This window comes from Fimbriimonadaceae bacterium (assembly GCA_019638775.1).
Classification (GTDB): Bacteria; Armatimonadota; Fimbriimonadia; order Fimbriimonadales; family Fimbriimonadaceae; genus JAHBTD01.
On record JAHBTD010000002.1, the window covers coordinates 214406 to 240756 of the forward strand.

General features: G+C 56.0%; 26 protein-coding genes. 13 read left to right on the forward strand and 13 right to left on the reverse strand.

Annotated features, from left to right (window positions below; all coding sequences use genetic code 11):
• Position 1: 1 nt before the first annotated feature.
• The 6 genes from KF784_07185 to KF784_07210 form a co-directional block, all read right to left on the reverse strand.
• On the reverse strand, positions 2–586 hold the full coding sequence (locus tag KF784_07185; GenBank protein ID MBX3118833.1) for an FtsX-like permease family protein: 585 nt from the start codon (positions 584–586) through the stop codon (positions 2–4).
• Entirely contained in the window at positions 583–981 is a 399-nt protein-coding gene (locus tag KF784_07190) for a PqqD family protein (GenBank protein MBX3118834.1), read from the reverse strand. Before KF784_07190 ends, KF784_07185 begins: the two co-directional genes overlap by 4 nt.
• Positions 948–1670 carry a hypothetical protein gene (locus tag KF784_07195; protein MBX3118835.1) on the reverse strand — a complete coding sequence of 241 codons (723 nt, stop codon included), beginning with the start codon at positions 1668–1670 and terminating at the stop codon, positions 948–950. The genes KF784_07190 and KF784_07195 overlap by 34 nt, the downstream gene beginning before the upstream one ends.
• 97 nt (positions 1671–1767) lie before the next feature.
• On the reverse strand, positions 1768–2001 hold the full coding sequence (locus KF784_07200) for a twin-arginine translocase TatA/TatE family subunit (GenBank protein MBX3118836.1): 234 nt from the start codon (positions 1999–2001) through the stop codon (positions 1768–1770).
• A 117-nt stretch (positions 2002–2118) separates the two neighbouring features.
• Positions 2119–2751, reverse strand: coding sequence for a hypothetical protein (locus KF784_07205; GenBank protein MBX3118837.1), 633 nt, complete (start codon positions 2749–2751; stop codon positions 2119–2121).
• A gap of 71 nt (positions 2752–2822) precedes the next feature.
• Positions 2823–3956: a beta-lactamase family protein gene (locus KF784_07210; protein MBX3118838.1), complete on the reverse strand. Its 1134-nt coding sequence runs from the start codon at positions 3954–3956 to the stop codon at positions 2823–2825.
• Between the two features lie 392 nt (positions 3957–4348).
• On the opposite strand from KF784_07210, the gene KF784_07215 reads away from it, so the two are divergent.
• Positions 4349–5191 (forward strand): hypothetical protein, encoded by an 843-nt coding sequence (locus KF784_07215; protein ID MBX3118839.1) that lies wholly within the window; start codon positions 4349–4351, stop codon positions 5189–5191.
• A 134-nt stretch (positions 5192–5325) separates the two neighbouring features.
• Here the strand turns inward: KF784_07215 and KF784_07220 are convergent, their stop codons facing one another.
• The 4 genes from KF784_07220 to KF784_07235 form a co-directional block, all read right to left on the reverse strand.
• Complete coding sequence (locus KF784_07220) at positions 5326–6309, reverse strand: Gfo/Idh/MocA family oxidoreductase (protein ID MBX3118840.1); 984 nt, start codon at positions 6307–6309, stop codon at positions 5326–5328.
• Positions 6310–6354: 45 nt separating this feature from the next.
• Positions 6355–6891 (reverse strand): hypothetical protein, encoded by a 537-nt coding sequence (locus KF784_07225; protein ID MBX3118841.1) that lies wholly within the window; start codon positions 6889–6891, stop codon positions 6355–6357.
• Positions 6892–6938: 47 nt separating this feature from the next.
• Positions 6939–9242 carry a S9 family peptidase gene (locus KF784_07230; GenBank protein MBX3118842.1) on the reverse strand — a complete coding sequence of 768 codons (2304 nt, stop codon included), beginning with the start codon at positions 9240–9242 and terminating at the stop codon, positions 6939–6941.
• Positions 9243–9325: 83 nt separating this feature from the next.
• Positions 9326–10186, reverse strand: coding sequence for a trypsin-like serine protease (locus KF784_07235; GenBank protein MBX3118843.1), 861 nt, complete (start codon positions 10184–10186; stop codon positions 9326–9328).
• A 166-nt stretch (positions 10187–10352) separates the two neighbouring features.
• On the opposite strand from KF784_07235, the gene KF784_07240 reads away from it, so the two are divergent.
• The 10 genes from KF784_07240 (at position 10353) to KF784_07285 (ending at position 21436) form a co-directional block, all read left to right on the forward strand.
• Positions 10353–10562 (forward strand): hypothetical protein, encoded by a 210-nt coding sequence (locus KF784_07240; protein MBX3118844.1) that lies wholly within the window; start codon positions 10353–10355, stop codon positions 10560–10562.
• A 132-nt stretch (positions 10563–10694) separates the two neighbouring features.
• On the forward strand, positions 10695–11453 hold the full coding sequence (locus tag KF784_07245) for a hypothetical protein (protein ID MBX3118845.1): 759 nt from the start codon (positions 10695–10697) through the stop codon (positions 11451–11453).
• A gap of 101 nt (positions 11454–11554) precedes the next feature.
• A complete protein-coding gene (gene leuB / locus KF784_07250) occupies positions 11555–12628 on the forward strand; it encodes a 3-isopropylmalate dehydrogenase (GenBank protein MBX3118846.1) in 1074 nt (357 codons plus the stop codon).
• A 285-nt stretch (positions 12629–12913) separates the two neighbouring features.
• A complete protein-coding gene (locus tag KF784_07255; GenBank protein ID MBX3118847.1) occupies positions 12914–13450 on the forward strand; it encodes a macro domain-containing protein in 537 nt (178 codons plus the stop codon).
• Positions 13447–14154 (forward strand): phytanoyl-CoA dioxygenase family protein, encoded by a 708-nt coding sequence (locus KF784_07260; protein ID MBX3118848.1) that lies wholly within the window; start codon positions 13447–13449, stop codon positions 14152–14154. The genes KF784_07255 and KF784_07260 overlap by 4 nt, the downstream gene beginning before the upstream one ends.
• A 44-nt stretch (positions 14155–14198) precedes the next feature.
• Entirely contained in the window at positions 14199–15107 is a 909-nt protein-coding gene (locus tag KF784_07265) for a hypothetical protein (protein ID MBX3118849.1), read from the forward strand.
• Positions 15108–15239: 132 nt separating this feature from the next.
• Complete coding sequence (locus KF784_07270; protein ID MBX3118850.1) at positions 15240–16145, forward strand: tetratricopeptide repeat protein; 906 nt, start codon at positions 15240–15242, stop codon at positions 16143–16145.
• A gap of 61 nt (positions 16146–16206) precedes the next feature.
• Positions 16207–18051, forward strand: a complete 1845-nt coding sequence (gene trmFO / locus KF784_07275) for a methylenetetrahydrofolate--tRNA-(uracil(54)-C(5))-methyltransferase (FADH(2)-oxidizing) TrmFO (protein ID MBX3118851.1) — start codon at positions 16207–16209, stop codon at positions 18049–18051.
• A 116-nt stretch (positions 18052–18167) separates the two neighbouring features.
• Positions 18168–20621 carry a hypothetical protein gene (locus KF784_07280; GenBank protein ID MBX3118852.1) on the forward strand — a complete coding sequence of 818 codons (2454 nt, stop codon included), beginning with the start codon at positions 18168–18170 and terminating at the stop codon, positions 20619–20621.
• Between the two features lie 53 nt (positions 20622–20674).
• The gene (locus KF784_07285) at positions 20675–21436 is read left to right on the forward strand and encodes a DUF2071 domain-containing protein (GenBank protein MBX3118853.1); all 762 of its coding nucleotides are present in this window, start codon (positions 20675–20677) and stop codon (positions 21434–21436) included.
• Positions 21437–21561: 125 nt separating this feature from the next.
• On the opposite strand, the gene KF784_07290 is transcribed toward KF784_07285, so the two are convergent.
• Positions 21562–21774 (reverse strand): hypothetical protein, encoded by a 213-nt coding sequence (locus KF784_07290; protein ID MBX3118854.1) that lies wholly within the window; start codon positions 21772–21774, stop codon positions 21562–21564.
• A gap of 110 nt (positions 21775–21884) precedes the next feature.
• Between KF784_07290 and KF784_07295 the strand changes: the two genes are divergently transcribed.
• Together KF784_07295 and KF784_07300 are read left to right on the forward strand one after the other, a co-directional pair.
• Positions 21885–22550, forward strand: a complete 666-nt coding sequence (locus tag KF784_07295; GenBank protein MBX3118855.1) for a hypothetical protein — start codon at positions 21885–21887, stop codon at positions 22548–22550.
• 180 nt (positions 22551–22730) lie between these two features.
• Positions 22731–23282: a hypothetical protein gene (locus KF784_07300; protein MBX3118856.1), complete on the forward strand. Its 552-nt coding sequence runs from the start codon at positions 22731–22733 to the stop codon at positions 23280–23282.
• A gap of 32 nt (positions 23283–23314) precedes the next feature.
• Here the strand turns inward: KF784_07300 and KF784_07305 are convergent, their stop codons facing one another.
• Together KF784_07305 and KF784_07310 are read right to left on the reverse strand one after the other, a co-directional pair.
• A complete protein-coding gene (locus KF784_07305; GenBank protein ID MBX3118857.1) occupies positions 23315–24706 on the reverse strand; it encodes a hypothetical protein in 1392 nt (463 codons plus the stop codon).
• 159 nt (positions 24707–24865) lie between these two features.
• Entirely contained in the window at positions 24866–26152 is a 1287-nt protein-coding gene (locus KF784_07310) for an adenylosuccinate lyase (protein ID MBX3118858.1), read from the reverse strand.
• Between the last annotated feature and the right edge of the window lie 199 nt (positions 26153–26351).

Consider the following 26351-nt stretch of genomic DNA (forward strand, 5'->3'; position numbering starts at 1 on the left):
GCTAAACCTCCACCCGAAGCGCAGCCGCTGCGGGCATCTTTGCAGCCTGAACAGCCGGCAATATCGCCGCGACGACGGTGATCGCGATCCCAATCGTCACGGAGAGCGCGAAGACCGGCAACACAGAAAAGAGAGTTACCGAGTAACCCTGCACACTCAGCATAATCCCCATGAAGGCCGAGCCGACAAGCGAGCCCAACCCAGAACCAATTGCGCCGAGGATGAGCGACTCCATAAAGAAAACCATCACGATAAACCCGTCGGGTGCGCCCAAACACTTGATCGTTCCAATCTCACGGTAGCGCTCGGCAACCGACATCAGCATCGCGTTCGTGATCCCGACAAGGCACATCAGAAGGGAAGTCACCACCAGCCAGGTGAGGCGTGATGCCCCCGCCTGGTCGAGGTTGCCCGCTGCCGACTCAACTGTTCGCAGCGTCTGCATTGACGCAAAGAATGCCGTACCCAGCATAATCCCTGCCGAAGTTAGCGCTTGACGCATAAGCCGAACGCGAATACCGGAGACAGCTTGGTTCCAGGCAACCCACAAGGGCGGTCTGACGGCGGGGTGGCTCTCTTTGCTCATGACTTTGGCAGCTTAAGGGTAATCAGCCCTCTTTGACCGAGCATTCGAAGGAAGGCAGCAAGGGCCGTCTCTGCTTCAAGCCGATTCATCTTAAACCGTTCGCCGATCTTCCGCGCGATACCTTCGAACGTGTGCTTGCCATCGCAAAGTTCCCACACATAAGCGCCAACGGGCTCTAGCTCAAACCGCTTGGTTGCCGGGTGTTTCGAAACCCGTGCCAGTTTTCCAACCCAGCCACGATCCTCCTTCACCGGACACTCAAGCACCGTGCCTTCATCCGTCTGAGCCGCGATGGTCACAACTGGATTTCGCATCGGCTTGGATGCACGGAAGGTCTTCGCCGACGGTCCACGCCGACCCTCTACGATTCCTCGAAGTCGGGTAACCAATCCCATTCCGGTCTCCATTGTGCATCACGAAACGAGCTTTTGACGATGCAAATCTGATTCGGCTCGGGTTGAAGCTGGACGATAGCTTCCCGCCTTTGGCCCAGTCGAGCCTTCCCAACAAGCCTTAGCCCACCATCCTCTTCGACCGTTTCTGCGCTCTCCCAGCCGAGATTCGACTTCGCCCACGACTCAAGCCCATGCTTGGCGACAAGCTGAGAACCCATCGCCCACCGTTCGACCTCGACCTTCGTCAATCGGTGTTTGAACATAAGCCGCGTACGTCCAGATTCAAATCTCTTCGAGTCCAACGCCAGCCCCGACGGGATAAGGGCTTGCAACCCAAAAACGCTCCACAACTCCCTCGAATCTGCCGCAGTTTGAAAACTTGATCGTGCTGCACGCACTTGGCTTAAGAGACTGGCCGATCGGTCACCCGTAACTTCAAGAAAGAAAACCCGGTTCGAAATGGGCTCAAGAAAGAGGACACCGCGCCCCTGGCCTTGACCGACCCAGCGATACTCATGCTCGAACTCACCGACCTCTTTATGCTCCCTACGGAAGGGAACTTTGAAGCGCTTAGCGTCCGATTTGAGCTTCGAGAAGTAGCCGTCGATCAACGCCTCCCCGTCAAAAGCGCCCTTTTGCAGCTTCCACCTAATCTGGAGAGCCTGCACCCCCGTAGACGAAAGGCGCACGTAACCTTCGTTACGTGCGCCCGAAATTGATGTCGGAGCCCAGTCAATGGGGTGTCGAACTTGAAAGCCGTACCAGCCGAAAGTGCCTTGCAACTAGCTACTCGCTGTCGTCTTTCTTGCTGTCAGCTTTCTCAGCGCTGCGCTTGCCCTCTTCGATCGTCTCTTTCATGCTCCTCTTGCCCTCTTCAAGACCCTTCTGGAGCTCGCCAACGCCTTTGCCGACGCCGCGGAACAGTTCGGGGATTTTCTTGCCCCCAAAGAGAAGAACGACCAGACCGACAATAATCCAGATCTCTGGTCCGCCCAGACCGATTGCGAAAAGTTGATTCATGAAGACTCCGCTTACACCCTTAGTATACGTTAGCCACTGACGCAATGGCTCGTACGGTGTTCATTCCATATTTGCCAAGTCCTAGCAAAACCACAAACTGTCTGCCTCTTCGTGCCCTCACTCGCCAGAGTCACTTGAGCCGGTGGTGCTCACCTTAACTCGCCCGGATCCTCCGCTGCTCATGCCCTGCATTTCTCCTTCCACAGGCATAACAAACCAGCCACGGTGCTCGCCAAACATCTTCGGGGACGTGTTATGGTCACGTCGCTTAAAGGGCTCGTTTGCGTTTCGACGAGGTTGCTCAATCTCAAAAATCGCGATAGTTGCGTATTTGTCAGCGATATCCGCAAGCTTCTTTTCCGACAGGTCGCTATTGAAAGCGATGCCCGTCTTCATGCCTTCGGTATCGCAGTACCACTCACCATTGGGGTCCATCACCTCGATCGGGCCCATGTCATCTCTTCGGAGGTGCGCCCCGACATATTGCTTGATGTCGTCCTGCCATGTCTCAGCTCTGGGCAGCGTGCCATCGTTGGCCCGAGCGTAGTCCATCAAACCTTGACGGGTGGCTTCGACATTCACGACGCAAGCCAAAGTAGAACCGACTTTGTTGAAGGCGTAAAGGCCAGAGGCAACAGCGCCGATACCGCAGACCAGACAAATACCAACGACGACGCAGACAATCACAATCAGAACGGTGTTGTTCGACTTACGCGCCGGAGGCGAAAAGGGGGGCGGAAACTGACTCACAGGTTCAGTTTACAACGACTCCCAATTTCGTCAAGTCTAAGACCCCAATAGTCCCTTATCGCCGTAGGCTCTCAGCTACTAAATAGGACCTTGGCAACTTCCAACGCATAGGCATAAGGCGATCTCTTAGCCGCTCGCATATCGTCGGTATTGATCTGCACCGCGATGGAAACTTTCTTGTCAGGCAGGTAGATCACGCTGCTTAGATAGCCGGGAAACCAACCGTCGTGACCCCAGGTCTTGCCCCAGGTTGAATTGCGGACCTCCACACCCAAACCATAATCCCCCTCAATTCTGCCATTGGCATGAACGGTGGTGAGCAGATCTTTCATTAGCTTGGGCGGGAACGTCTTGCCTTCGTAGAGGAACTTTGCCCACCTGGCAAGGTCGGCAGGAGTCGTTACCAGCCCACCGCCCGCATACTCCATCTGAGGGTTGAACGGCAGCTTGCCATCGGTAAGAACCGATCCGGCAGGGACGAACGGGTTGTTGCGCCCCGCATAGCCGGGCACGAGTCCGTTGATCCGTGCCGAGTTTGCATGCGCGGTATCGGTGAGGGCAAGGGGCTCAAGCAAGCGGGTAGCGATCAGATCAAAAAGCGGTTCCTTCGTGACCTTCTCAATCGCCATCCCAAGCAGCACATAGTTTGTATCTGCATAAGACCAACCCTTGCCGACTTCGAAAAGAGGGTCCTTGCCGAGAACGAACATGACGAGATCCGCCGGTTTCCAAACCTTGTCTGAATTACCCTTGAGCGTCGCGATGAACTCCGGCATGAGAACGTGCTCAGGGATTCCGCTCGTATGATTCATGAGGCTCTTCAGCGTAATGCTGCCAGAGTTCGGCAATCGTTTGAACCAGATTTCGCTTCCAAGATGCTTCGACAGTTTGTCGTTCAGGTTGAGTTTGCGCTCGGCGACGAGTTGGAGAGCAATCGCCGATACAAACGTCTTGCCGACACTCCCACTCAACATCCGGTCAAGAGGCTGAAGGCCAGCCTTCGTTTCCAAGGACGCATAACCCGCGCTTGCCGCACCCGACCGTCCATCTTCAAGGACAAAAGCGACGCTGATGCCCGGCATATCCGCCTCTTTGTAGAGGTCAAGCAGCCTCGCTCGAACCTTCTCTATTGTCGGTTCGAGGGGCTGTTGCGGACTATCCGTCGATGTCTGCGATAGCGCAGATGCCGCCAATATCAGACTCAAAAATAATGTAGAACAAACTCTTCTTGTAACCATCGCAGAACTCCAAAAAGTCTCCCATCGGGAGAAATCAATAAGGTCATTGTATCATTCCGCGTGCCAAAGCGGGGTGTATCGGGAAATGCGTGCTTACCTATGAGCTGGGAGCTGTGAGCTTGGACCAGGAAGCTGGGTGCTGTGGAAGCGCGATGCAAGCCCTGACGAGCTGAGCGAAAGTGTTCGGGTGTTAGGGTCTGTAAATCTATCTGATCCTTACAACTCTTACTCTTTACAATCCTTACAGTTAGGACCATGGTGTCCTGTACGGCAAAACCCCCCGCTGCTCACTCCCAGCTCATAGCCCCGAGCTCCTCGCCACCAGCTCCCATCTCCTCCCCCCGAGTATCCTTTCACTCATGCCCGAACTTCCCGAAGTCGAAACTGTCTGTCGCGTAATGCGTCGCGTTCTCGAAGGCAAACGCATTAAATCGGTCGAAGTTGCCGACGATCATTTGGTTTTGTCAAAGGCTCCGAAAGAGGCTTACGAAAAGGCGCTCTTGGGCCGCACCGTCACCGGAATCGGCAGGAAAGGGAAGTATTGGTGGATTGAACTTGATGAGCCGCCCGTGGTGTTTGGGCACCTGGGCATGGCGGGTTGGATTCGAGAGATTGGAGCCCATTCGATTCGTCTGCGCGAGCACGGGAATGCCCCCTTTGAAGACGCCGACGGCAGGCCGCGCTTTCTAAAGCTCCTCCTCGAAGCCGAAGATGGCGGCAAAGTCGTGCTCACCGACGGTCGAAGGTTGGCGAGGCTTTGGCTGGGCGAATCGGCAGAGAAGGACAAGCGAGTCAAGCAGCTTGGCCCCGACATGTTCAACGAACCGTACACGGTGAATGCGCTAAGCGCAGTTCTGCGAAAGCGAAATGCCCCCATTAAGGCGCTCCTGCTTGACCAAAAGCTTTTCACCGGAGTCGGGAACTGGATCGCCGACGAAGTCCTCTATCACGCGCGGATCTCACCAAAACGGCTGGGCTCCGAACTTGACACCAAAGAAGTCAAAGCCCTGATTGACGCGATTGCAATGGTGCTGAAGTTGGCAGTGGAAGTCGGTGCGGATAGCGAGAAGTATCCCGAAGACTGGCTGTTTAGCCATCGTTGGGGCGGAGCAAAGGGCGCCGAGACCATCCAAGGACAGGCGATTGTCAGGGAGCCGGTCGGAGGAAGAACCACGGCCTGGGTTCCGACCCGGCAACGATAGCGTGGGTTGTCCGATAGTTCAGATGAGGACTTATACGCCCCCACGCCCGAACACCCGAACGCCCGAACGCCCCAACACCCGAACGCCCGAATGCCCGAACACCCGAACACCCGAACACCCGAACGCCCCAACACCTAACCCACCTTCACCCAAGTTTGCTCGCTTGCCGCACGATAAATCGCTTCGGTCACCTTGCAGCTGTAAGCGGCGTGGCGAATATCCACAAGCTCGGCGGGCTTGCCCTCACACCAGTCTAGGAATGCGTTAAACCCTGCCGGGGCCGGGTCGCCAAAATCCGCTTCGGCGGTTTGTCCGTCCGACTTCTCCGGGATCGTAAGATACAGTTCGTTTCGATAAAGCGTTGCGTGTCCACCGGTGCCCGAAACTTCCAGCCGGTTTGGACTGCTGTGATCATCCCACGAGGCCATTAAAGTCGCGATCACTCCGCTCTTGAAGTGCAGGATCGCCTCTCCCACTTCGTCACAATCGGGGTAGCGCGCTGTCCCGTTGGCAATGCACCCAGTCACCCTATCGACCTCACCAAATAGCCAAAGCAGCAGGTCAAGTGCGTGCGTACCCAGGTCGCCAAAGCCGCCAATTCCAGCCTGACTCACATCAGCCATCCAGCGCCACTCGCCATCGAACCAGCCGCCCAGCGCTCCGTTGTGGCTGACGCAGGCCCGTGCCCTTGTGATTGTGCCGAGAGAGCCGTCGTCGATGAGCTGCTTGATACGCCGAACTCTGGCCTCTCCGCGCATCATATAGCCGGTTTGAAAGGTAACGCTCGCTTGGGTCACTGCATCGGCGATGATGCTCGCATCCCGAGCGCCGAGCCCGATCGGTTTCTCGATAAAGACGTGCTTCCCAGCCTCCACCGCTGGCAAGACGATCTCTTCGTGCCGATTCGTCTCGCTGCAGATGACAACCGCTTCAACCGCTGCGTCACCAAGGATTTCATCCATCGTCCGAACCGGACAGCCGAGCTTATCGGCATTCTTTTGCGCTCGCGCCGCATCATGATCCCAAACTCCCCGAACGGGAAATCCGCGTTTGACCGTGCTATCGACGAATGCAGGAGTGTGAATATGGGCGCAACCCAAAAACGCTAAAGGACGCATGCGCCAAGTTTAGCCATACCAAGATAGCCAAAAACAGCGGCAAGCTTATTTTTTAGTGTCGACAGGTGGGGGGATTGCAATCTTTGTCGTCTGGATGGTGACGATACTGATCTCAGATCCGCCTTCGTGATCCTTAACGCTGATCGTGCCGCTGATCCCTTCGCTGATCTTGAAAAGAAGGGTGGATTCCCCAACCGCCTCAGCGCTTGGAACGTGCTCCTTGTACCACTCGATCACCGACTTCGGCTTTGCGATGGCGGTGCGCTTCGAGTGATACATGCGCACATCGGCAGACCCCGTGACCAGCCCTTGCTTCTCCACTGCCTTGGAACCAGGGTAGAAAGGAACGCCAAGCTGCAGCTCAGTAGGGCCAGCGTTGCTCACGGTCGTCGTGCCCTCTTCCGACCGCAATGTCAGAGTAGGGTCTTCTTGTCCCGCTGCCTCAGCCGCTGCTTGAGCTTCGGCAGCAGACATCGTGATTTTGTTGTCCCCCGGCTTGATCGTCTGCTTGTTGTCCTCGCAGCCAACAACAAAGAGCAAGCCCGCCAAGACGGCTATTGAGCAAAGTGATCGCCAGATCATAGTTTTTATTATGTGACCAAGGCACAGATTGTTACATCTTTGCAATCTCATCGATCCCAAGTTTCCTGCACCAGTGGCTCGCGCGAAAGTGGCAGGGAGTTCCAATTCGGCGGTTCAACTCCCAAAAGGTGCTTCACGAAGAAGTCCCTGCGCTTGCGCTCGCCGTAGAACCCGCCATCGGTGTGGTCCATCCCCGGCAAGATCACAAATTCAAACTCCTTCCTCTCTTTAATAAGCGCGTCGCAGAGCCGAATCGTAGACTCCGGCGGAACGTTGGTATCCAACTCGCCCACGAGCAGCAGCAGTCGCCCTTGGAGCTTCCCGGCGTTCGTGATGTTCGACTGCTCGTCGTAGTGCGGCCCAACGGGGTAGCCCATCCACTGCTCGTTCCACCACATCTTGTCGATGCGGTTGTCGTGGCAGCCGCACGAAGAGACGGCGACCTTGTAGAAGTCGGGATGGAACAGCAGCGCTCCGGTCGAGTTCTGGCCTCCGGCGGAGGTGCCGTAGATGCCGACGCGACCGATGTCGGCCTGCGGATACTTCTTCGCCATCGCCTGCATCCACAGGATGCGGTCGGGGAATCCGGCGTCGGCGATGTTCTTCCAGCAGACGTCGTGGAACTTCTTGCCGCGGTTGCGCGTGCCCATGCCGTCGATCTGCACGACGATGAAGCCAAGCTCGGCAAGGCTCTGCATGCGCAGGATCGGGAAGAACCGCTTGGGGACGTGGGAATCGTGCGGTCCGGCATAGATGTTCTCGATGACTGGATAGCTTCGGCTGGGGTCGAAGTTGCTGGGGCGAACGATGATGCCCCAGATGTCGGTCTGACCGTCGCGGGCCTTCGCCATGAAGACTTCGGGGAGCTTGACCCCTCGGCTGAGCAGCTCGGAGATGTCGGTCTTCTCCAGTTCGCACACGAGCTTTCCGTCGGACGCTCGTCGAAGCTCATGCACGGGAGCCATGTCGATCCGCGAATACGTATCGACGTAGAACTTGCGGTCGGGCGACCATTGGATGGTGTGGGTGCCGGGTCCGGGCGTTAGCTCGGTCAGGCCCTTGCCGTCGAAGCCGACGCGGTAGCAGCGGATGAGATAGGGGTCTTTGGCGGACAGGGGTACGCTTGCGCCCACATTCCCGAAGTCCCGCGCGTTCGCGGTGAAGCAAAGCTCGCGCTTGTCTTCGTCGATCCATTCGATGCTGCGCACGACCCAAGGTCCGCTGGTGATCTGATTCTTGGCCGTTCCCGTGCGGCCGTCGATGAGATAGAGGTGCCCCCAGCCGTCGCGCTCGGACCGCCAAATGAACTCATCCGTCTTGGATAGCAGCCGCATGATGATGCTGGTCGTATCCACAAAGGTGGGAGATCGCTCATCAACCAGAGTCGTTACCTTGCCGGTGCCTACGTCAACCTTGTCGACACGATATGCCTGATAGCCGCGTATCGAGTAGTCCACGATAAACGAACTGCCGTTGTTCCGCCAGTCGATCCCCGGAGCCCCGGCCCAAGGTTGCCCACCACCCACGATTGGATCGATACCTACCTTCCTTTCTGACTTTGAGGCAGGGTCAAAGACGTATAGCTCGAAGGTGTCGAGCTTGTCCCCTGGCTGGTCGTAGTTGCGCGTCCGGACCTGACCGCGCGTCGTATTAGTCGCCGAAGATTGCAGGATCGATACCTGCTTGCGGTCGCCAGGAATGAGTCGAAATCCTACGAGACGCTTGGAATCGGGGGCCCAGCGAACCTGCGTGAACGAGCCGTCTGCTCCCAAGGTGAAAGGAGTTCCATCGCGTGGCTCAACCTCGACCTTTCCATCCACGATCCTCGCCGTCCACTTTCCGTCAGGCGAAGAGTTGCGATTACCCTGCCCACGATTCGGATTCTGTCGCGACTCGGCTTCGTACTCAGAGACAACATAAGTACCAAGATTGCACCGATAGTGTTTGCTCTGGATATCGAACTCGACTTGCCCGAGGTCGCTGGCAAGTCGAATCGTCTGAAATGGCAGCTTCGTCGGTTCGACTGCTCTTCCAAGTGTCTTGCTCAGTGCTTCAGCCAACCGCTTATGATCGAATGCCGGTTTCTTCGCCGCCTTTGCCGCTTCGACCAAGATGAACTCTTGCGAATTACCCTTCAACTCCTTGCGGTACCAGAAGAGCTCGTTATTGATCCAAGTGGCGTTCAGCGAGAGATTGAAGGTGGCATCTCTGGCTCGTCCACCCCACTGGTCCGCTCGTCGATAAGCTTCGAGCAGTTGTTCGGAAGAAGGCTTGTACGGTGTTTGCGCGCTGAGGAGGGGTTGGAGCGCAAAGACGACAAGCAGAGGGAGGAACAAGCGTCGCGGTGCCATGCGCCGAGTTTACACGCGCTTGGGGCGAAAGGGAACAGGTTAACTGGAAGAGGCTTCGATCCTTCAAAGCCTCTTCAGGCGGCTTACTTTTTCGAGCGCTTCCGCCGACGCACGGCAAGAGCACCAATTCCAAACGCCACCGCTGCCACCGTCCCCGGCTCCGGTACGCCAGTAGTCGTGCGAATGAAGTCGGAATAATGCGAAAGCCGAATTCCCACACCAATCGTGCCGAACTGCGTTCCGCCGCCACTGCCTCCAAACCTTCCGACATGCAGCGCAAAAACGTTGCCGTTCTCGAAGATTCCACCGCCCGAATCTCCCGAAAGTCCAAGCGCGTCGCCACCGCTTACCGGACCGCCGTCGTTAAAAAAATCCACGCCGTCGCCGTCAAAGTCGTAACGGTAAACCTGCGTCCATCGGTTGAATCCGCTGTTCTGTCCAACGTTAAAGGTGTTGCTGACCACGTTCTGGCCACGCCTTCGCGTACCGTAGGAGCCTCCAGTCGTTGTCCAGGTGCCCGCGTTGTAGGTGCCAGTGATTCCGAATCCGACGATATCGAACTGCGTCTGATTCGCGACCGTGTTAAGGTTCATTCCGTACCACCCAGGAAGATTGGTAGTCGTACGAATGAGCGCCACGTCGTCCGTTGCGTGCGGAATGATCTGATCGATAGCGTAGTTGGTGCCCGAACTAAGGCTTCCCAACCTGAAGTTGGTGGTGCCGGTGCCCGTGATCGTCCCGCTTCCACTTCGAACCACGTGTCCGGCAGTAAGAACCCATCGGCTCGAGATTGGCACACCGCTCCCCGAACCTCCGCTGGTCAGCACCATTCCGACGTTATCCCAAGGGGCTGCTGCACTGAGCAAATTACCCATGACCGCTTGGCTGCTGGCTGCCACAGCGATCATGGCAAAAACGAATAAATTGCGTTTGATAGCCTTCACATCCTCATCTGATTTGCGCCCACAGGCCGCCCGGGCGTCCCCACCATTCTACAAAGAAGTCAACTTTTAACCAACCGCGCCGCGCCGGAAGCATCCGCCTTCTGGTAGTTTTACCGGGGTAGAACAATGAGTCACATGTGGAGAAAGACGCTGTTACAATAGGAGCATGCTCGCGTCGCTTGCCATTGCTGCCTTTGTGCTCGCCGGTCCAACTCTCGATGAGCGAATTGCCGAAATCCTCCCAACAAAGCAGGAGGAGAAATGGCTGAGCATCCCTTGGCGAACGAACCTGTACGAAGCTCGCAAAGTTGCCCAAAGCGAAGGCAAGCCGATCTTCATGTGGATCATGAACGGGCACCCTTTCGGCTGTACGTGAAACAACGGCCTGTGGGACCGTAGGTTCCTCTTCGCCGACGATTTGATCATCGACCAGCTCAAGAATTTTATTCCCGTCGTGGGCAACACGCACGATTGGCAAACACGCAATCACGACGTTGGGAAATGGTTCATGTCCACAGTCGCCAAGGTGAATCCGCGAGCGAATCAGGGACAGACCACCCAAGGTTTCTACGTTATCGGAGCCGATGGATCCGCCTATGTTTACAACAACAACCGCAGCGTCGAGCGTGTGCAAGACTTTCTGCAAAGAGGTTTAAAGGCGTTCAAAGCCAGCCCACCGGCAAAAGCAGATATCCCAGATGCGCCAGATATGCAAAGAAAGGCTCCAGCCGGGACAACGATTTTGCGCATCTATTCACGGATAAAACCGGTTCCGATGGGCGCAGACACTGCTAACGAGAACGTCCAAAGAGACCATTTCTGGCTCTTGCCGCAGGAAGTAGCCGCCTTGTCCACCTCCAACTCAGTGCCCGAGTCGTTGAGTGCGAGATTATGTCGGTTTGTCTTCGTCGACGCGATCCGTGGTGAGCCGGATTTCTGGTCGGCTGGAGAGATTAAGTCAAAAGAGTTTTCCATAACGAAACTGTCTTCCGGCGAGCTGAAAATCGTCGGCAAGTTTGCGATGGCTACTGGGAACCAGGCCAGAGGACTTGAGGGAAGTCTCGAAGCGATTGTGCGGGTAAATGGAGAGCGCGTCACCGCGTTCAAAGGGTTCGTCAATGCCACGGCATGGGGCAAGGGAACATACACCCCCAATCCTCCGAACGGAAAGTTTCCAATAAAGTTCGCGATTGTGATAGCCCCTAACACGCCGGATACGGTTTCCCCGCAAGCCGCCTTCTATGGCCCAGAGTACTTGAAGGGTTAAGGCAGGCTGGCACTTGGTGCATATCAGTCCGATAGGACCTATACGTCTTCTTCGAGCGAGAGCTTAATGTCCCGCCTCCCAAATCCGCCATAATCCTCCTCATGCCATTCAAGATTGCGGTCCTTGCCGGTGACGGCATCGGCCCTGAAGTCGTCAACGAAGCCGTCAAAGTTTTGAAAGCCGCCGGGGCTTCGCTTGAGTTTGAGCCCGCGCTTGTTGGGGGCGCTGCCTACGACGCCAAAGGCCACCCGCTGCCCCCCGAGACCCTCGACCTCTGCAAGAAGTCTGATGCCGTTCTGCTCGGCGCGGTCGGTGGACCCAAGTGGGACAAGGTCGAGCCGGTCAGCATGCGCCCTGAGGTCGGCGCGCTCCTGCCCCTCCGCTCCGAACTGAACCTTTACGCAAACGTCCGCCCCGCCAAGACGCTCCGACCGCTGCTTTCCGCAAGCCCGCTGAAGGGCGAGCGCGGTCTGGTGGATATGGTTGTGATGCGCGAACTGACCGGCGGAATCTACTTCGGCAGACCCCGCGAGCGTCGGGACGATGGCAACACGGCGGTGGATACTTGTCTTTACTCCAGGCATGAAGTGGAGCGGATCGCTGTCATGGCTTTCGACATCGCCCGAACGCGAAGGCGCGAGGTCGTGAGCGTGGACAAGGCCAACGTGCTGGAAACCAGCCGCCTTTGGCGCGAGGTCGTCACCGAGCTCGGCGAGAAGAACAAGGACGTCAAGGTCACCCACATGCTGGTCGATAACTGCGCGATGCAGCTCATCCGCGACCCCCAACAGTTCGACGTGATCCTCACCGAAAACATGTTCGGCGACATCCTCTCCGACGAATCGTCGGTGATCACCGGCTCTCTCGGACTGCTCCCCAGCGCATCGCTTTCCGACATGAAGGGCGACGTCGTCTTCGGCATGTACGAGCCGATCCACGGCTCCGCGCCAGACATCGCCGGTCAGGGCAAGGCGAACCCGATCGCCACGATCCTGAGCACGGCGATGATGATGCAGTACAGCTTCAAAGACACGGCGACCGCAAAGCGGATTGAGGATGCAGTCGATGCCGTTCTCGAAGACGGCCTGCGCACCGCCGATATCTTCACCCCCGGCAACAAACTCGTCTCGACGAGCGAGATGGGCGATGCCATCGCCGCCAAAGTCGCAGGATAGGGCGGAACCATAGCTAGCCCCTCCTTCCATTTTCCGAAATGGAGGGAGGGGTTGGGGAGGGAGGTCCCCATGCGTCCCATAGGCGTCTCGCCCGTGGCGACCATCCGGGAGGGAACCGCTCTGTCGGTTCCGTTACACCTTCGCTCGCGAACGCCCCTCCCCACACATGCACGCAGGGAAGTAAGATTTCTCACGAAGGCACAAAGAACCACAGAGGCACAAAGGATGGGCTTTGCGTCTTTGTGCCTTTGCGAGAAAAACGAAACCTAAACGGATCTTCCAGCCATGGCAACTGTCGAAATCGTCCACGGATCGCTCTTAGATCAAAGCGTTGAGGTGATCGTTAACGCCGCGAACACGATGATGCGCGGCGGTGGCGGGATCGACGGCATGATCCACCAGAAAGCTGGACAACGGCTTCTGTGGGAGTTGCAAAAGGTCGCGCCCAAAGGATGCCCCACTGGGGAAGTGGTCGTGACTGCCGGACATGACCTGCCGTTCAAAGCGATCCTGCACACGCCCGGGCCGATCTGGCGTGGCGGCGCCGAAGGGGAGGCCGAACTGCTGCAGGCTTGCTACCGCAACTCACTGGCGGAAGCCGACCGGCTTGGGGTGGCAAGCATCGGTTTTTGTTCGATCTCTACCGGAGCCTACCGCTATCCTCTGCCGGAGGCGGCAGAGATCGCCCTGACGACCGCATATTCTTGGCATGAAGTGAAGCCGGACTCCTCGCTGGAGCGTATTGTGTTCGCGCTGTGGGGGCGGGAAGAGTACGCCGCGTTTTGCGAAGCCTTCTTGCACTTGAACGAGAAAGCTCCATGATTCACCTTCCTGAGTTGAAGTCGCAGTTTCGGACGAACGGATTCTTCATCCAAGAAGGCGTCCTTTCGCCTGACGAAGTCCAAACCCTAACCGCCTGGACCGAAAGCTTCCTCGGCCACCGAAGCCCCGCCGGAGTGCGTAACCTCCTCGACGAGGAAGCCGTCCGCGCCCTAGTGCGCCACCCGTCCATCCGCAAGCTCGCCACAACCCTTCTCGGCGAAGGCGCATTTGCCGTCCGCGCCATCCTCTTCGACAAAAACCCGGAGAAGAATTGGGTCGTACCCTACCATCAGGACGTCTCCATCGCCGTCAAGAACCGCGCCGAAGCCGAAGGCTTTAAGACGTTTTCGGTGAAGGACGGAGTCCTGCACGTGCGCCCGCCTGCTTGGGTGTTGGAGTCGATGGCGACGCTCAGGATTCACCTGGATCCCTGCGGCCCGGACAACGGCCCTGTCCGCATTCTGCCCCGAACGCACCGCAATGGCCTGCTCGACAAGGATGCGGTGAAGCATCTCCAAGAGGTGAGGGAAGAGGTTCTGTGCACCTGCGACGCGGGCGGAGTCCTGGCGATGTCGCCTCTGATCCTCCATGCCTCCTCCAAAGCCAGCAAGCCGGGGCACCGCCGCGTGATCCATATCGAATTTGCCGCGTTCGACCTTCCCGGTGGGTTAGAATGGCACGACCGGGTGAGGGTGCTTGATTGAATTCAGTCACAAGATTTATTAGAAGAAAAATCACGCACAAGTTGATGGATCGAGGCATTAAGGCGCTTCATAACTACGAATACGAAGAAGCCAATCGGATCGGGGATCGCTTGATCAAGAGACGTTTTACAGGCGGATATGAGGTCAAAGCGAGAGCACTGGCGGCCGACGACAGAACTCAGGAAGCTATCGTCATTCTCCGGGCTGGTCTGGATCTGGCTCCAACCAACTATATTTTGTGGAGCTATCTTGGCGAGTATGAGTCGAATTTAGGGAACCACCAAGAAGCGATTGCCGCATTCCGACGTCACGAAATGCTTGGTGGCGGAACCTTTTGGTCACACCTCAATATCGGCATGATCTACGGTCGAATGGGTGAGTACGACTTGGGATTTCAGTTTATCGATGGGTTAGAACCCGACTCGGAAGAAGATGAGTTGACCAAGACGAAGTCGAGGGCTTGGCTTATGGTTCATACCGAACAATACGCTGACCTTAACGCGCTCTGTAAGCAAGCGCTTCTCAGATTTCCAGACTGTGCGGAACTCTACGGTTACGCCGCCGTTGCGAGATTCGAGCATGACGACTCCGTTCAAGCTCGGGACTACGCCCTTGAGGCACTGGCACGTGACAAGACCGACAACCTGGCGTCTCAAGTACTTCGAGCACTCCATGGCGTGGAGTCGCCGGGTTCCAGGTGCTTTGAAATCTTGGTCGAGGGCGTTAGGGAGTTTGAGAGACGCCCCGGCAGAGTTGAGCGGTTGGGGTTTTTCGCCGTCTATTTTGTGAAGGCGGTTGATGAAGACGCGGCCCTTGACTTCGTCGGGCCATTCGAGCCCCGAGCGCAAGGCTCGCTGGCCGTTGCCAAGGCTGTCGCAACAGGGGAGAAAGTCGAGGGCCCGGACGGTGTCTACCGTGCCCGCGGCGGGTATTCGTTTTATACGCTGGACTAGAACTGAGTGCTTCAGAATGACAGGCATGACTGGTGTGAATGGATGACGGCTTGGACTAGGGGGTGGCGCAATCATGTCACTCAGCGACTCATGAAGCGTGGATTGGCCGCCTTGGATCGAGGAGATGCCGACATGGCCATCAAGACAGGTGACAAGCTTATTGCTCGTCACTATACGGGCGGTTACGAAGTCAAGGCACGGGCCCTTTATCAAAGTGGGGAGCCTGACCAAGCGATTAAAGTGCTGGAGTTGGGTGTCCAGAAGGCTCCTGGCATCTTCCTTTTGTGGAGCTACCTCGGTGAGTACTATTCCAACGTCAGGCGCTATCAGGATGCCATAGCGGCATTTCGCCGATCGGAGATGGCGGGCTGCAACCCGAACATGGCCCGTTATAACGTCGCCGTCGTTTACGCACGTGCAGGGGACGGAGCCGGTGCAGCGCAGTCCATTGAGGGCGTTGTGCCTGTGAGTGCTGATCATGAACATAACATTGCTGGTGTTAAGTGTTGGGCAATGATTTTGGAAGCGTCCTGGGACGAGGCGATTGACTTCGCGCAGGATCGGCTGAAAAAGCATGAGGCACATAAAGATCTATTGGCATACGAAGCGTACGCTCGGATGAAGCTTGGGCAAAGTGAAGAAGCACTTAGATTGGCTTGGCAAGTCGTCGAATTGAGTGAACCCCAAGAGTACGCACTCGAAGTTATCCGGGAGATCACAGGCCGAAAATCGGAGGGCAGCAAGCGTTACCGACTGATGGTTGTCGGACGGCATTCGGTCCAGCACTCCAGCGGACCGATTCGCGACTTGCCCTTTATGCGTGTCTATTGGGTTCAAGCGGTATCGGTAGAGGAGGGGCTGGAGTATGTCCGACCCTTCGAAAAGGAGACAATCGCCCCTTTGGCTGTCGAAGAAGCAGTTGAATTAGATGAACAGATCGGGGGAAATGACGGTGTTTACTCCTTTGACGAACATTATTTGGCGACCCTCGACCAGATTCCCCGCCAGTTGAGATCGAAAATGCGCCGAATTCAATGAGCGTAGGCACAAGATCAGAGTCGGCAGGATCGTGCCTTGTGTAAGCCTTCATAATCGACCTATGGTTGTGATCGTCGGCGCTGGATTTGCGGGGGTTGAGGCGGCTTGGGCCCTGGCTTCGCGTGGAGTGCCCGTGATCCTCTATGAGATGCGACCCCAGCGCATGACCCCCGCCCACACCACCGACCATTTCGCCGAGCTCGTCTGCTCAAACTCCTTCAAATCCAAATCGCCAACCTCTCCAGCGGGCCAACTGAAAAAAGAAATGGAAGCGCTTGGGTCGATTGTGCTTGCGACGGCCTACGAGCACGAGGTTCCGGCGGGCGAGGCTCTGGGGGTGGATCGGGAGGCGTTCGGCGCGGCGATCACCAAGAAGCTGGAAGAGCACCCGCTGATCGAGATTCGCAGGGAAGAGTTCACGCCCGAAATGGCGGACGAGATTGTACAGGCATTTTCCCCTCCCTCCATTTTTCCGGAAATGGAGGGAGGGGTTAGGGGAGGGAGGTCCAAAATCCAAAATCCAAAATGCTCCGCCCTAATCCTCGCCACCGGACCCCTCACCTCACCCGAAATGGCCGAATGGCTCGCCCAAATGTCCGACCGCCAGCATCTCTATTTCTATGATGCGGTCAGCCCCACCGTCGAGGCATCCAGCCTGGATAGGAGCATCATCTTCGCCCAAAGCCGCTATGACAAAGGGGAGGGCGACGACTACCTGAACTGCCCGTTTAACAAGGAAGAGTACGAGGCGTTTGTGCGGGAGCTGGTCGCGGCGGAAAGAGCGCCGATCCACGCTTTCGAGGCTGGCGGAGTACGCGGCGACGCCGTGGTGGATGACGGGTATCGGTTGAAGAGTGATCGGCTAACGGCTATCGGCGATCAGCAATCATCAATCATCGATCAACAAGCTGAGGCCTTGTCAGAATCCCCTCCCCTTGAGGGGGAGGGCTGTGAACGGAGTGAACAGGGGAGGGGTGGGAACTCCACGGTCTCAGCTCACACGGCTAATGCCGACCTTGAAGAGCCCTCCGACAATCATCAATCGCCAATCCACAATCCTCGCTCCGAGACCTTGTCAGAATCCCTTCCCCTTGAGGGGGAGGGCTGTGAACGAAGTGAACAGGGGAGGGGTGACCTCCCACCCCTAACCCCTCCCTCCATTTCCGGAAAAATGGAAGGAGGGGCATCCAATCCAAAATCCAAAATCGAAAACCCAAAATCCACCGAAGAGCGCTATCTCGAAAAGATCAAATACTTCGCCGGATGCACCCCGATCGAAGCCATCGCCGAAAAGGGCGCCCGCTCGCTGGCCTTTGGTAACTTCAAACCCGTCGGCCTCACCGACCCCCGCACAGGCCGCCGCCCTTGGGCCGCCCTCCAACTCCGCCCCGAGAACAAGGAAAAGACGCTCTACTCGCTGGTCGCCTGCCAAACACGCCTCAAGTGGGGCGAGCAAAAGCGCATCTTCCGGATGGTGCCGGGAATGGAAAACGCCGAGTTCGTCCGCTTCGGCGTCATCCACCGCAACACCTACATTGAAGCCCCTAAAACCCTCAACGCGAACCTGGAGATGAAGGACGTCCCCGGACTCTTCATCGCCGGACAGCTCACCGGAGTCGAAGGCTATGTCGAAAGCGCAGCGATGGGCATCTACGCCGGACTCTGCGTCCTGCAAAAGCTGGCAGGGAAGGAGCCCGCCATCCCGCCGCGCTCCTGCGCCTACGGCTCGCTGGTGTCGCACCTGCAAGACGACACCGAGCGCGAGTTCGCCCCCATGAACATCAACTGGGGACTCTTTCCCGAACCCGAAACCCCCATCCGCGACAAGGGCCAAAAGCGGGCCTGGAAGCTGGAGCAGGCGAACAAGGTCTTTGAGAAGTGGTTTTTAGAGTACGGTACTGTGTAGCTAGTTAAATTACAATCCCCACTTATGCCCGATTATTGTGGGCGCCTAATGAACGGCCATACTCAGAGACTGGAGGTTACATATTCTACAAATCTATATAGAGATAGCTTTTTAGCTTGAAGATTCTGTATGATGCGATTGATGATCGGGAGGCGGCATTGAATAAAGCATCTCAAAAAGTTGACGACAACAATCCTAAAGGCGTACGAAAGCCAATCTCTATTGCTATTCGGACATTCATTCAGAACCGTGACAACGGTGAGCCTGTAGCAGGACAGATACTCGACTTCTACTTTTTGGATGCGCAAGAACAGGAGCGTGCGCTTGGTTCACTCGCGAGTGATCACACAGGCTATACATCCCTAAAGGCTGAACTCCCACCGGATACCCAAAAAGTTATTGTGAGAGTAAGAGGAGGAGGCGCTGCCGATCTCATGGTCTCGCCGACTTCTGACTTTTCTTCGGCTTGGCAAATTCCGGTGAATGTGGCTGCAGTTGAACCCAGTCGTCTATCGGGCTCCTTTCCGTCTATTATTGATGCCGATCATATAGACCACAATCTCTCCCCCGCGTCCTTTTCAGTGCTGCCTAGGCCATATCCGCCTTTTGGTTTGTGCAGTCAACTTATCCCTTCAAGTCTGACAACACGTAGATATACCTTTATGTCAGTTGAATTCGAGTGTGGGACATTAGCTGGTGTGATCTGTGGCATTGGTACAAGAAGAGACCAAGTGATTCAGAGAGGAAAAATACACACTTACCGACAAACATGGCAACCAAAAGGGTTTTCTCTTGGGGGACTTTTGAACTCATTCTCACTAGCGCCGTGTGAGCAGATCAAAATCGGTTCATATTCGCGCCTCAAAGGCTTGAACTCCTTTAAGAACGATAGTCTAACCCAGAGCCAATCAGAATCGGCCTCAAACAGTCGACATGCCACTACCACAAATTCAGTTGATTGGGCTGTCAAGCGTGGATGGAATGTTAGCTTGGGGGCTGTGATTAAGGGTGTGCCAGTCTCTGTAGGCTTTGGGCAACCCACTGTGCAAACACCAAAGAGCACCATCACCTCACTTAGCGATAGTGTGATACGAAGCGCGACAGCTTCATTTGACTATCTTTCAACCTCAATATTTGAGCTTTCAGAATCGGAGTCAGGCAGTGTCCAGACCAGAATCCTGACAAATAACAACCATTGTCACATGCTTAATGTGATGTACTACGCTCTCAATGAAAATTACAGAGTAGTAACGGAGTATGTCGGTTCAAGAAAAGTAGTTTTTATACGGATCAATCCTATCGACATCAATGTAGAAGCTGTTTTTGCATCAAGACACCTTTTGAAGGGCAACTTGTTGGATTCAGCGCTCGAAGGCTGTATGGATGTCTTCGAGGAATACTTCTGTTGCGCGAAGTCAACAGTGCCGCAGATAGCAAAGCTGAGAGTCTTAATGACTTTAGGGAACCGTCATACGGGAGGTACAGTTTGGATTCGCCTTAAACTCAAGGATGGGACATTCTTAGAAAAAAACCTTACACTAAATAGTTGGGTTCCAGGAACGGAACATGTTACTGTTTTTGACTTGATCGGTGCAACGGATCCATCGAATGTAACGGCTATCGAAATTGGAACGCAAGTTCAAGGAGTACCGCTCTTTGAATCTCCGGTTGTGCTTCTTTCGAACATTAAGGTTGAGTACCAAGCTTCAAGCAGCTCCAATTGGACGGGGTTGTCTCAGGCTAGCAGTGTTCCGGTATACGCTTCACAAACTTGGACTGATAACATCTCCATCGTGTCCCCGCCCAAACAAGAAGAAGAGGGATGTGATGAAGCAAAGTGCTGCATCGAAAACCTGATGAGGCACATCAACGGCAACAAAGCACACTATATGTGCCTCTTGCTATCAAACATTGACCATGGTCACATCTTGGCAGAATGGTGCTCTTGCCATGCAGAAGGGAGAGAAGTCCCCATGATCCAAGGCGAACCGCTTGGAGTTGTTCATGTGGGGAACGACTATTGGTTGGTTATGGCCGAAGAGGGGTCTGTCGTGGTTCCTGACCCGTCCGTACCGAAGGAGATTGTTGACCTTGCAGTTCCATCTCCTGGCGTGTTCTCAGAAGCCCTGCTTGGCTCATGCAACTCATGCGAAAAGATTGAAAATGATCGATTCTGGAAGTGGGACGACGCGCCTTGTTCATCTGCTCCCGACTTGAAGGATGTGACTTCGATGACCGGTAGTGGCGTTAAGCCTTCGGACTTCGCATTTGTCACACCTACGTCAATGATTACGACACAGACTTGGCCCGATCCCTTAGGTACAGCAAGCTTAGCCGACTTAGCCAAATCGCTGGCAGCATCAGCAGAAGCAGGCAGCAAAGAGGCACAGGCGAATCTGAACAAAGTTCTTGAAGTTCTTAAGGACATCGGCAAAGCGGCTGTGAAGGCCTGGCAAGACAATCAAGGAAGCAACCAGACGGGATCAGGTACAGACAAAGCCCCTTCCAGCGATGGGGAACCTGCTCCAGATGGCCCTCCAGGAGGAGTGTCACCTGATGATATGGGATAGTTCACTTGCTGCAGGAGTTTGAGCAACGACGCGACTAAAGGTAACCTCACCCTATGGTCGAGCTTGCCGAATACGAAAGCCTGCGGCTTCGCCCACAAGGCCGCCCAGAGCTCTTCCAGCGTTGGCACGATCTCACCTTTCTACATTTCGCCGTAGCGCCCGAACTTGTCCAGCAGTCCCTCCCGAGCAGCCTCACGGTAGACACCTACCCCGACGAAAATGGCCAAGAGATGGCCTGGATCGGGCTTGTCCCGTTTCACATGAGCGGCATAAGATGGCCAGGAACGCCCGCCCTGCCTTGGCTGAGTGCATTCCCAGAAACCAACGTCCGAACGTATGTCCACCGAGACGGGAAGAGGCCGGGGGTTTGGTTTTATAGCCTGGAAGCGGCGAGGTGGCTGGCATGCAAGTATGCGCGCCTCATTTTCAAACTGCCTTATTACAACTCAAAAATGTCCGTTGAGAAGCACAGCGGCTTCATCAAGTATCAGAACCGAAGGCTGGAATCTCCCAAACCCGCCGACCTTCAGATCGAAGCAAAGCCAACAGGAGAACTAGAAACGGCAACGCCAGGAACTTTCGAGTTCTTCCTTATCGAGCGATACTTGCTCTATTCCCGGCGCGGAGACAAGCTCTACACAGGTCAGGTTTGGCACCAGCCCTACCGGTTGCAGAATGTCGAACTCTTGCAGTGTCAGCAGAATGTGACAGATCGCATTGGATTTCCCGGCCGGTCATGGACCCATCTGGCCTTTTCCCCGGGTGTGGAAGTCGAAGTCTTTTCGCTCAATGAAGATGTTTCGCCGAGTACCTGAGGAATCAATCGGATCTAACCATAGATCCGTGGATCGAAGATTTCCGATTTCCGATTTCCGATTTCCGATTTCCGATCTCTGATAGCTGATAGCTGATAGCTGATAGCTGATCACCGATCGCAATCCTACGCCGCTTCGTCTTCGATGGGGTCAATTCGAACATCGCCAGCTGGCTCAGCGCTCTGGAAATCCCAGTTGTCGCAATCAAGGCGCTTGCAGAAGATCATGCGCTGGGTACCGCCGTCGGCAGCTTCAACGTCCGCCATCTTTGCAAAACGGCAGTCCATACACAACTCCGGCTCCAGCAGCCGGACAATTTTAAGATTTCTTCGTGCCATTTTGCACACCCTCTGAGCGCAATTTGGAGCCAAACCGTCAAGGCTCATTGCTCGCCGTAAAGGTGTTTCCGTAAAACAACCGGGTCCGGTCCGGTTAGAATTACTTGGTTGTGGACGAAGTCGAAGGCAAACACCTGAACTATATGGATCGGCGCAGACAAGCTCTCGCCGAAATCAAGGAGGCTTGGAACCTCGAACACGTCGTGCAAGACCCCGGTTTGCGTGAGGTGTACGAAGATCTGCCTCGGGCTGCGGTCCGTCTGATTTGCTGCGCTTTGGGAAAGGACGTCAACCAAGGCGGGATCCTCCGACTTGCTGAGGCGTTTCGACTGGAGGCCGTCGACTACGAGCCGCCCTATGGCGAACCCTTTGATTTCACTGCCGCAAGCGGCGTGGAAACATGGCAGCCGCATCGGTGGATCGACCCTTCAGCCGCCATTGAGCAGGCCAAAGAGAACGGGTACACCGTCTACGGGCTGACCTTAACCCCCACCGCCCAGGCCATTCAAAGTGTGCATTGGCAGTTTCCATGCGCAGTGGTCTTGGGTGAAGAGCAGAAGGGAATAAGCGATGAGGTCGCCGCGCTCTGCGACGCTCATGTCGGCATTCCAATGTACGGCATGATCCCTTCGCTCAACGTCAGCACCGCCGCGGCAATCGCCGTCTTTGAAGTTATAAAGGCCTATTGCAACGTACACCCAGAGTTCGAGCCCGCTCGTAACGCTAGCCGCCAACTGTTGAACCTAACCGAGGTTGAATATCGGTCTAATTTGTAGCCGAGAGAAACTTTCGGGCTGATTCGTCCGTTTTTTCCGATAGGGACCAAAAGTCCCCGCGTAGTTTCTTGCGGGAACGCACGTCTTATACTTGTTGACGTGCTAGCCACAGAGGCAAGGCGAAACAATGGACAGCCTAGCCACGAAGGCAAGGCGCACGCAAAGAACAGGAGGTTCTAAATGAAGAAATTAGCATTTCTGGCCGCCGCGACTGTCGTCGCTGGTTCGGCCATGGCCGCAGAGTCGGCTAAGCCAAACATGATGATGGGCACAAACAAGTGGACCATCAACGTCGGTATCGGATTCCCGGCCGGAGACCACAAAGATCTCGGCGTGGATACGCAGATCATGGTCGGAGTCGACATGGATCTTGGCCCATTGAGCTATGGCTCGCAAGGCACGTCCTATGTTGGCCTTGGCTACATGTTCGGCAGCGGCGACTCTGATCTCGATACACGATCCTGGGGCGTCCACTATGGCGTTCGCTTCCCCCTCGGCAACAGCGGCCAGACATCTGCTCTGGGTGCATCAGCCCAGCTTGGTTATTACAACACCGAGCTGAAGCAGGGCAGCGCAAAGGCCGACAAGTGGGCTCTTGGTGGTCAAGCTGCTCTCACATGGACCCCGCAGGGCCAGATGTGGAGCCTGAACTTTGGCTACTACTTCATGCCGGAAGTTGAGGGTGTCAACAATAACGGCTGGTTCGTAGGAGCAAGCTTCCGCGCGAAGTAAGCCGAAAGCAACGACCTCAAGACGGCTGCGATCTAAGATCGCAGCCGTCTTGTCTTTAGAGGATCGTTTCTGAGTATCTTTGGCCCGCGAGCCTGAGCCGTTCGCCAAGCGCCAACCAGCACAAAGAGCTCAGCCGCCAACGAAAGGGTCATCGCAATCGCGGCGACCGCTACACTCGGCAGAGATGTCTGAACGCCAATGGCCAGCGAAGCGATCAGTGTTGCTACGCCAACGATATTCGCCTGAAAACGCGACGTTGTGTAGTGGTAAAGCGTAAGCGCCCCTCGGAGATAAGACTGCAGCGCACCGATGAGCGGCTGCAAACAAAGCGCGAAAAAGGCGATATGCGCGGTTGCGGCCAAAGCGGGTTTCTTCATGATGTGGATGAAGAACTGCTTGTCCAGCCCGGACAAGCATAGGAACACGATTGCACCCGTAGCATAAAGCCCAACCAGTAGACAGAAGCGCCGGAGCGTCTCGCGCTCTTCCGCCGTCTTGCCAAGCGTAATCACAACCTCCGGCAGCGCAAAAACAAAGCTCCTCGTAAGGAATCCAAGCGTCATCGCAACTTGCCAGGCCGCCAGACTCGACGTCTTGTTGGGCATCATCGAGATCGCCGCGACGATGATCGGAAAGGCGGCGAGTGCAATCATCGTGGTGAGCGTAAGCGGAGAGTGAAACCGCACCAACTGCGCAATCGTTAGCTCTTGCTCGCCCGGCTCTGGGTGAATCTCCCGAAGCTTGGCAACGGCTGGCCTGCTTACGATGTGGACATAGACCATTTCAACGAGAACCGACGCAACGAGTGCCGTCGCGGTGATCACAATCCCGGAAAATGAACTCGTCAATAGAAGCACTATCGCAACCGATGCGATGGTGCAGAGCCGCAACCCCGTTCCATAACTGATCAAACGCGTCATCCCGTTGCGGATCAGCACACCTTGCAGATATCTTCGCCAGCCAATAAACGCGCTCCACGGAATCATGATCGCCAGACCAACGCGCGTCGCCTCGGCAACCGGACGGTCCAGCCCCAGAATCGTGTAAGCAACAAGACCATACACTGGCGTAAGAACGATTATCGCGTGAACCGCTGTTACCCCAATCATCAAGTACCACACGAATCGACTCAGTTCGGCAAAGGCTTGTTTGTTCCGTGCCAGGGTCGTCGAAGTTGAAAGGAGGTCGATTACGGGGCTCTCCACAAAAAGCGCGAGCGCCATCATCGCGTTAAAGGCAGCGGTCAGGATGATGTCATTCGGGAGCTCGGCAATGACCCGAATAGAGATCGGCGATTCAATCGCCATCAGCATCCACGATAGCCCGAGTGGAACGTAGAATTTGAGAATGTAGCCGTAGTTCAGGGGCGGGGCAGGAGGTTTGGACTCTTCAGGTTCTTGTTCGGTGACGACGGTTGAGTCCATGGCCTTGCTACAAACAGATAGTACCGAAACGAAATTCGGCCCAAGAGCCAGTAGGGAGTTTGGATTCTGTTTTACTGTCCGGGTGTTATGCCACGCAGGACCCGACCCTGCTACTCCACCGAAATGAATGTAGCGCCAAAGCGTAACTGTCCAAACCGGCTACGCCACAGGAGGCAGATTGTGATGCGCGTTGCGCAGGTGGTGCTCCAAGCTGAACAGCTCGTCGATCTCTTCTGGCGTAAAGCGCGACTTCATATCCTCGTCGTTCGCCACACTGGTCTTGAAATCTTCACCGTCCCATGCCTTCGCCGCGTTTCGTTGGGCTACTTTGTAAGCGTCAGCCCGAGGCATCCCCTTGCCGACCAGCGCGACCATGATGTGCTCGCTAAAGACGAGATCGCCCATCTTGCGCAGGTTCGTCTTCATGTTCTCCGGCATCACCACGAGTCCAGTGAGGATGCGCGTGAGGCGGTTCAGCATGAAGTCGGCAAGGTGGAAGGTGTCGGGGAGGATGATCCGCTCCATCGACGAATTCGTAAGGTCGCGCTCGTGCCAGGTCGCGATGGTTTCCAGCATCGCATGAGCGTTTCCGCGCACGATGCGGGCCAGCCCGCAGACCGTTTCGGAGTTCCACGGGTTGCGCTTGTGCGGCATCGCCGAGCTTCCCGTCTGACCCTTGGCAAACTCCTCCTGAACCTCCAAAATCTCCGTGCGCTGAAGGTTGCGGAGTTCGGTAGCAATCCGCTCCAAGCCGCCCGCCATCACCGCGATGGTGCAAAGCAGGTTCGCAAGCCGGTCACGGTTGACGATCTGGGTACTGATGGGGTCGGCCTCAAGACCGAGCTTGGCAAGCACCCGCTTCTCCATGTCCGGCGAGACGTGGGCATGGATGCCGACCGCGCCGCTGATCTTCCCAACCGCCACATCCTTTTGGCAAGCCTTGATGCGCTCAATATTGCGTTGAAGCTCGTGCCACCACCCCGCCGCCTTCGCTCCGAAGGTCACCGGCTCGGCGTGGATGGCATGGGTGCGCCCGATGCAGGGGGTGTCCTTGTGCTCGTCGGCAAGGCGCGCGATCTGCCTGCCCAGCTTGTCTGCCGACTCCAGAAGGACCGTACACGAGTCGCGGAGCATCATGCCAAGCGCGGTGTCGATCACGTCGTAGCTGGTGACGCCGAAGTGAATCCAGCGTCCGGCTGGGCCCACGTTCTCTTCCAGATTGCGTACGAAAGCCACCAGATCGTGGCGGGTTTCCAGTTCGATCTCGTCGCATCGCTCGATGCTGAACTTGGACTTCGTGCGGATGTCTTCCCAGTCGGGAGCGGGGATGACCCCGTCCTCAAAATAGACTTCGCAGATGGCGAGTTCGGCTTCGAGCCAGCGCTGATACTTGGCCTGCCGGTCCCAAATGGCAGACATCGCGGGGGTGCAATAGCGATCGATCATGGAAGGGTTTGAGGGTACCACGCGCATAACAGGACCGGCTGGGGCGAATTGGGAAACGATGAACGAGGAGTAATGAATACTGACTTTGGATGGGCACGGCGAAAGCAACGCCCCGCTATTAGCGAATAGCAGGAAATACGTGAAGGGAGGACAACACTCCGTCATCGCCTCACAACAAACTTCATCGTAAAACCAATGC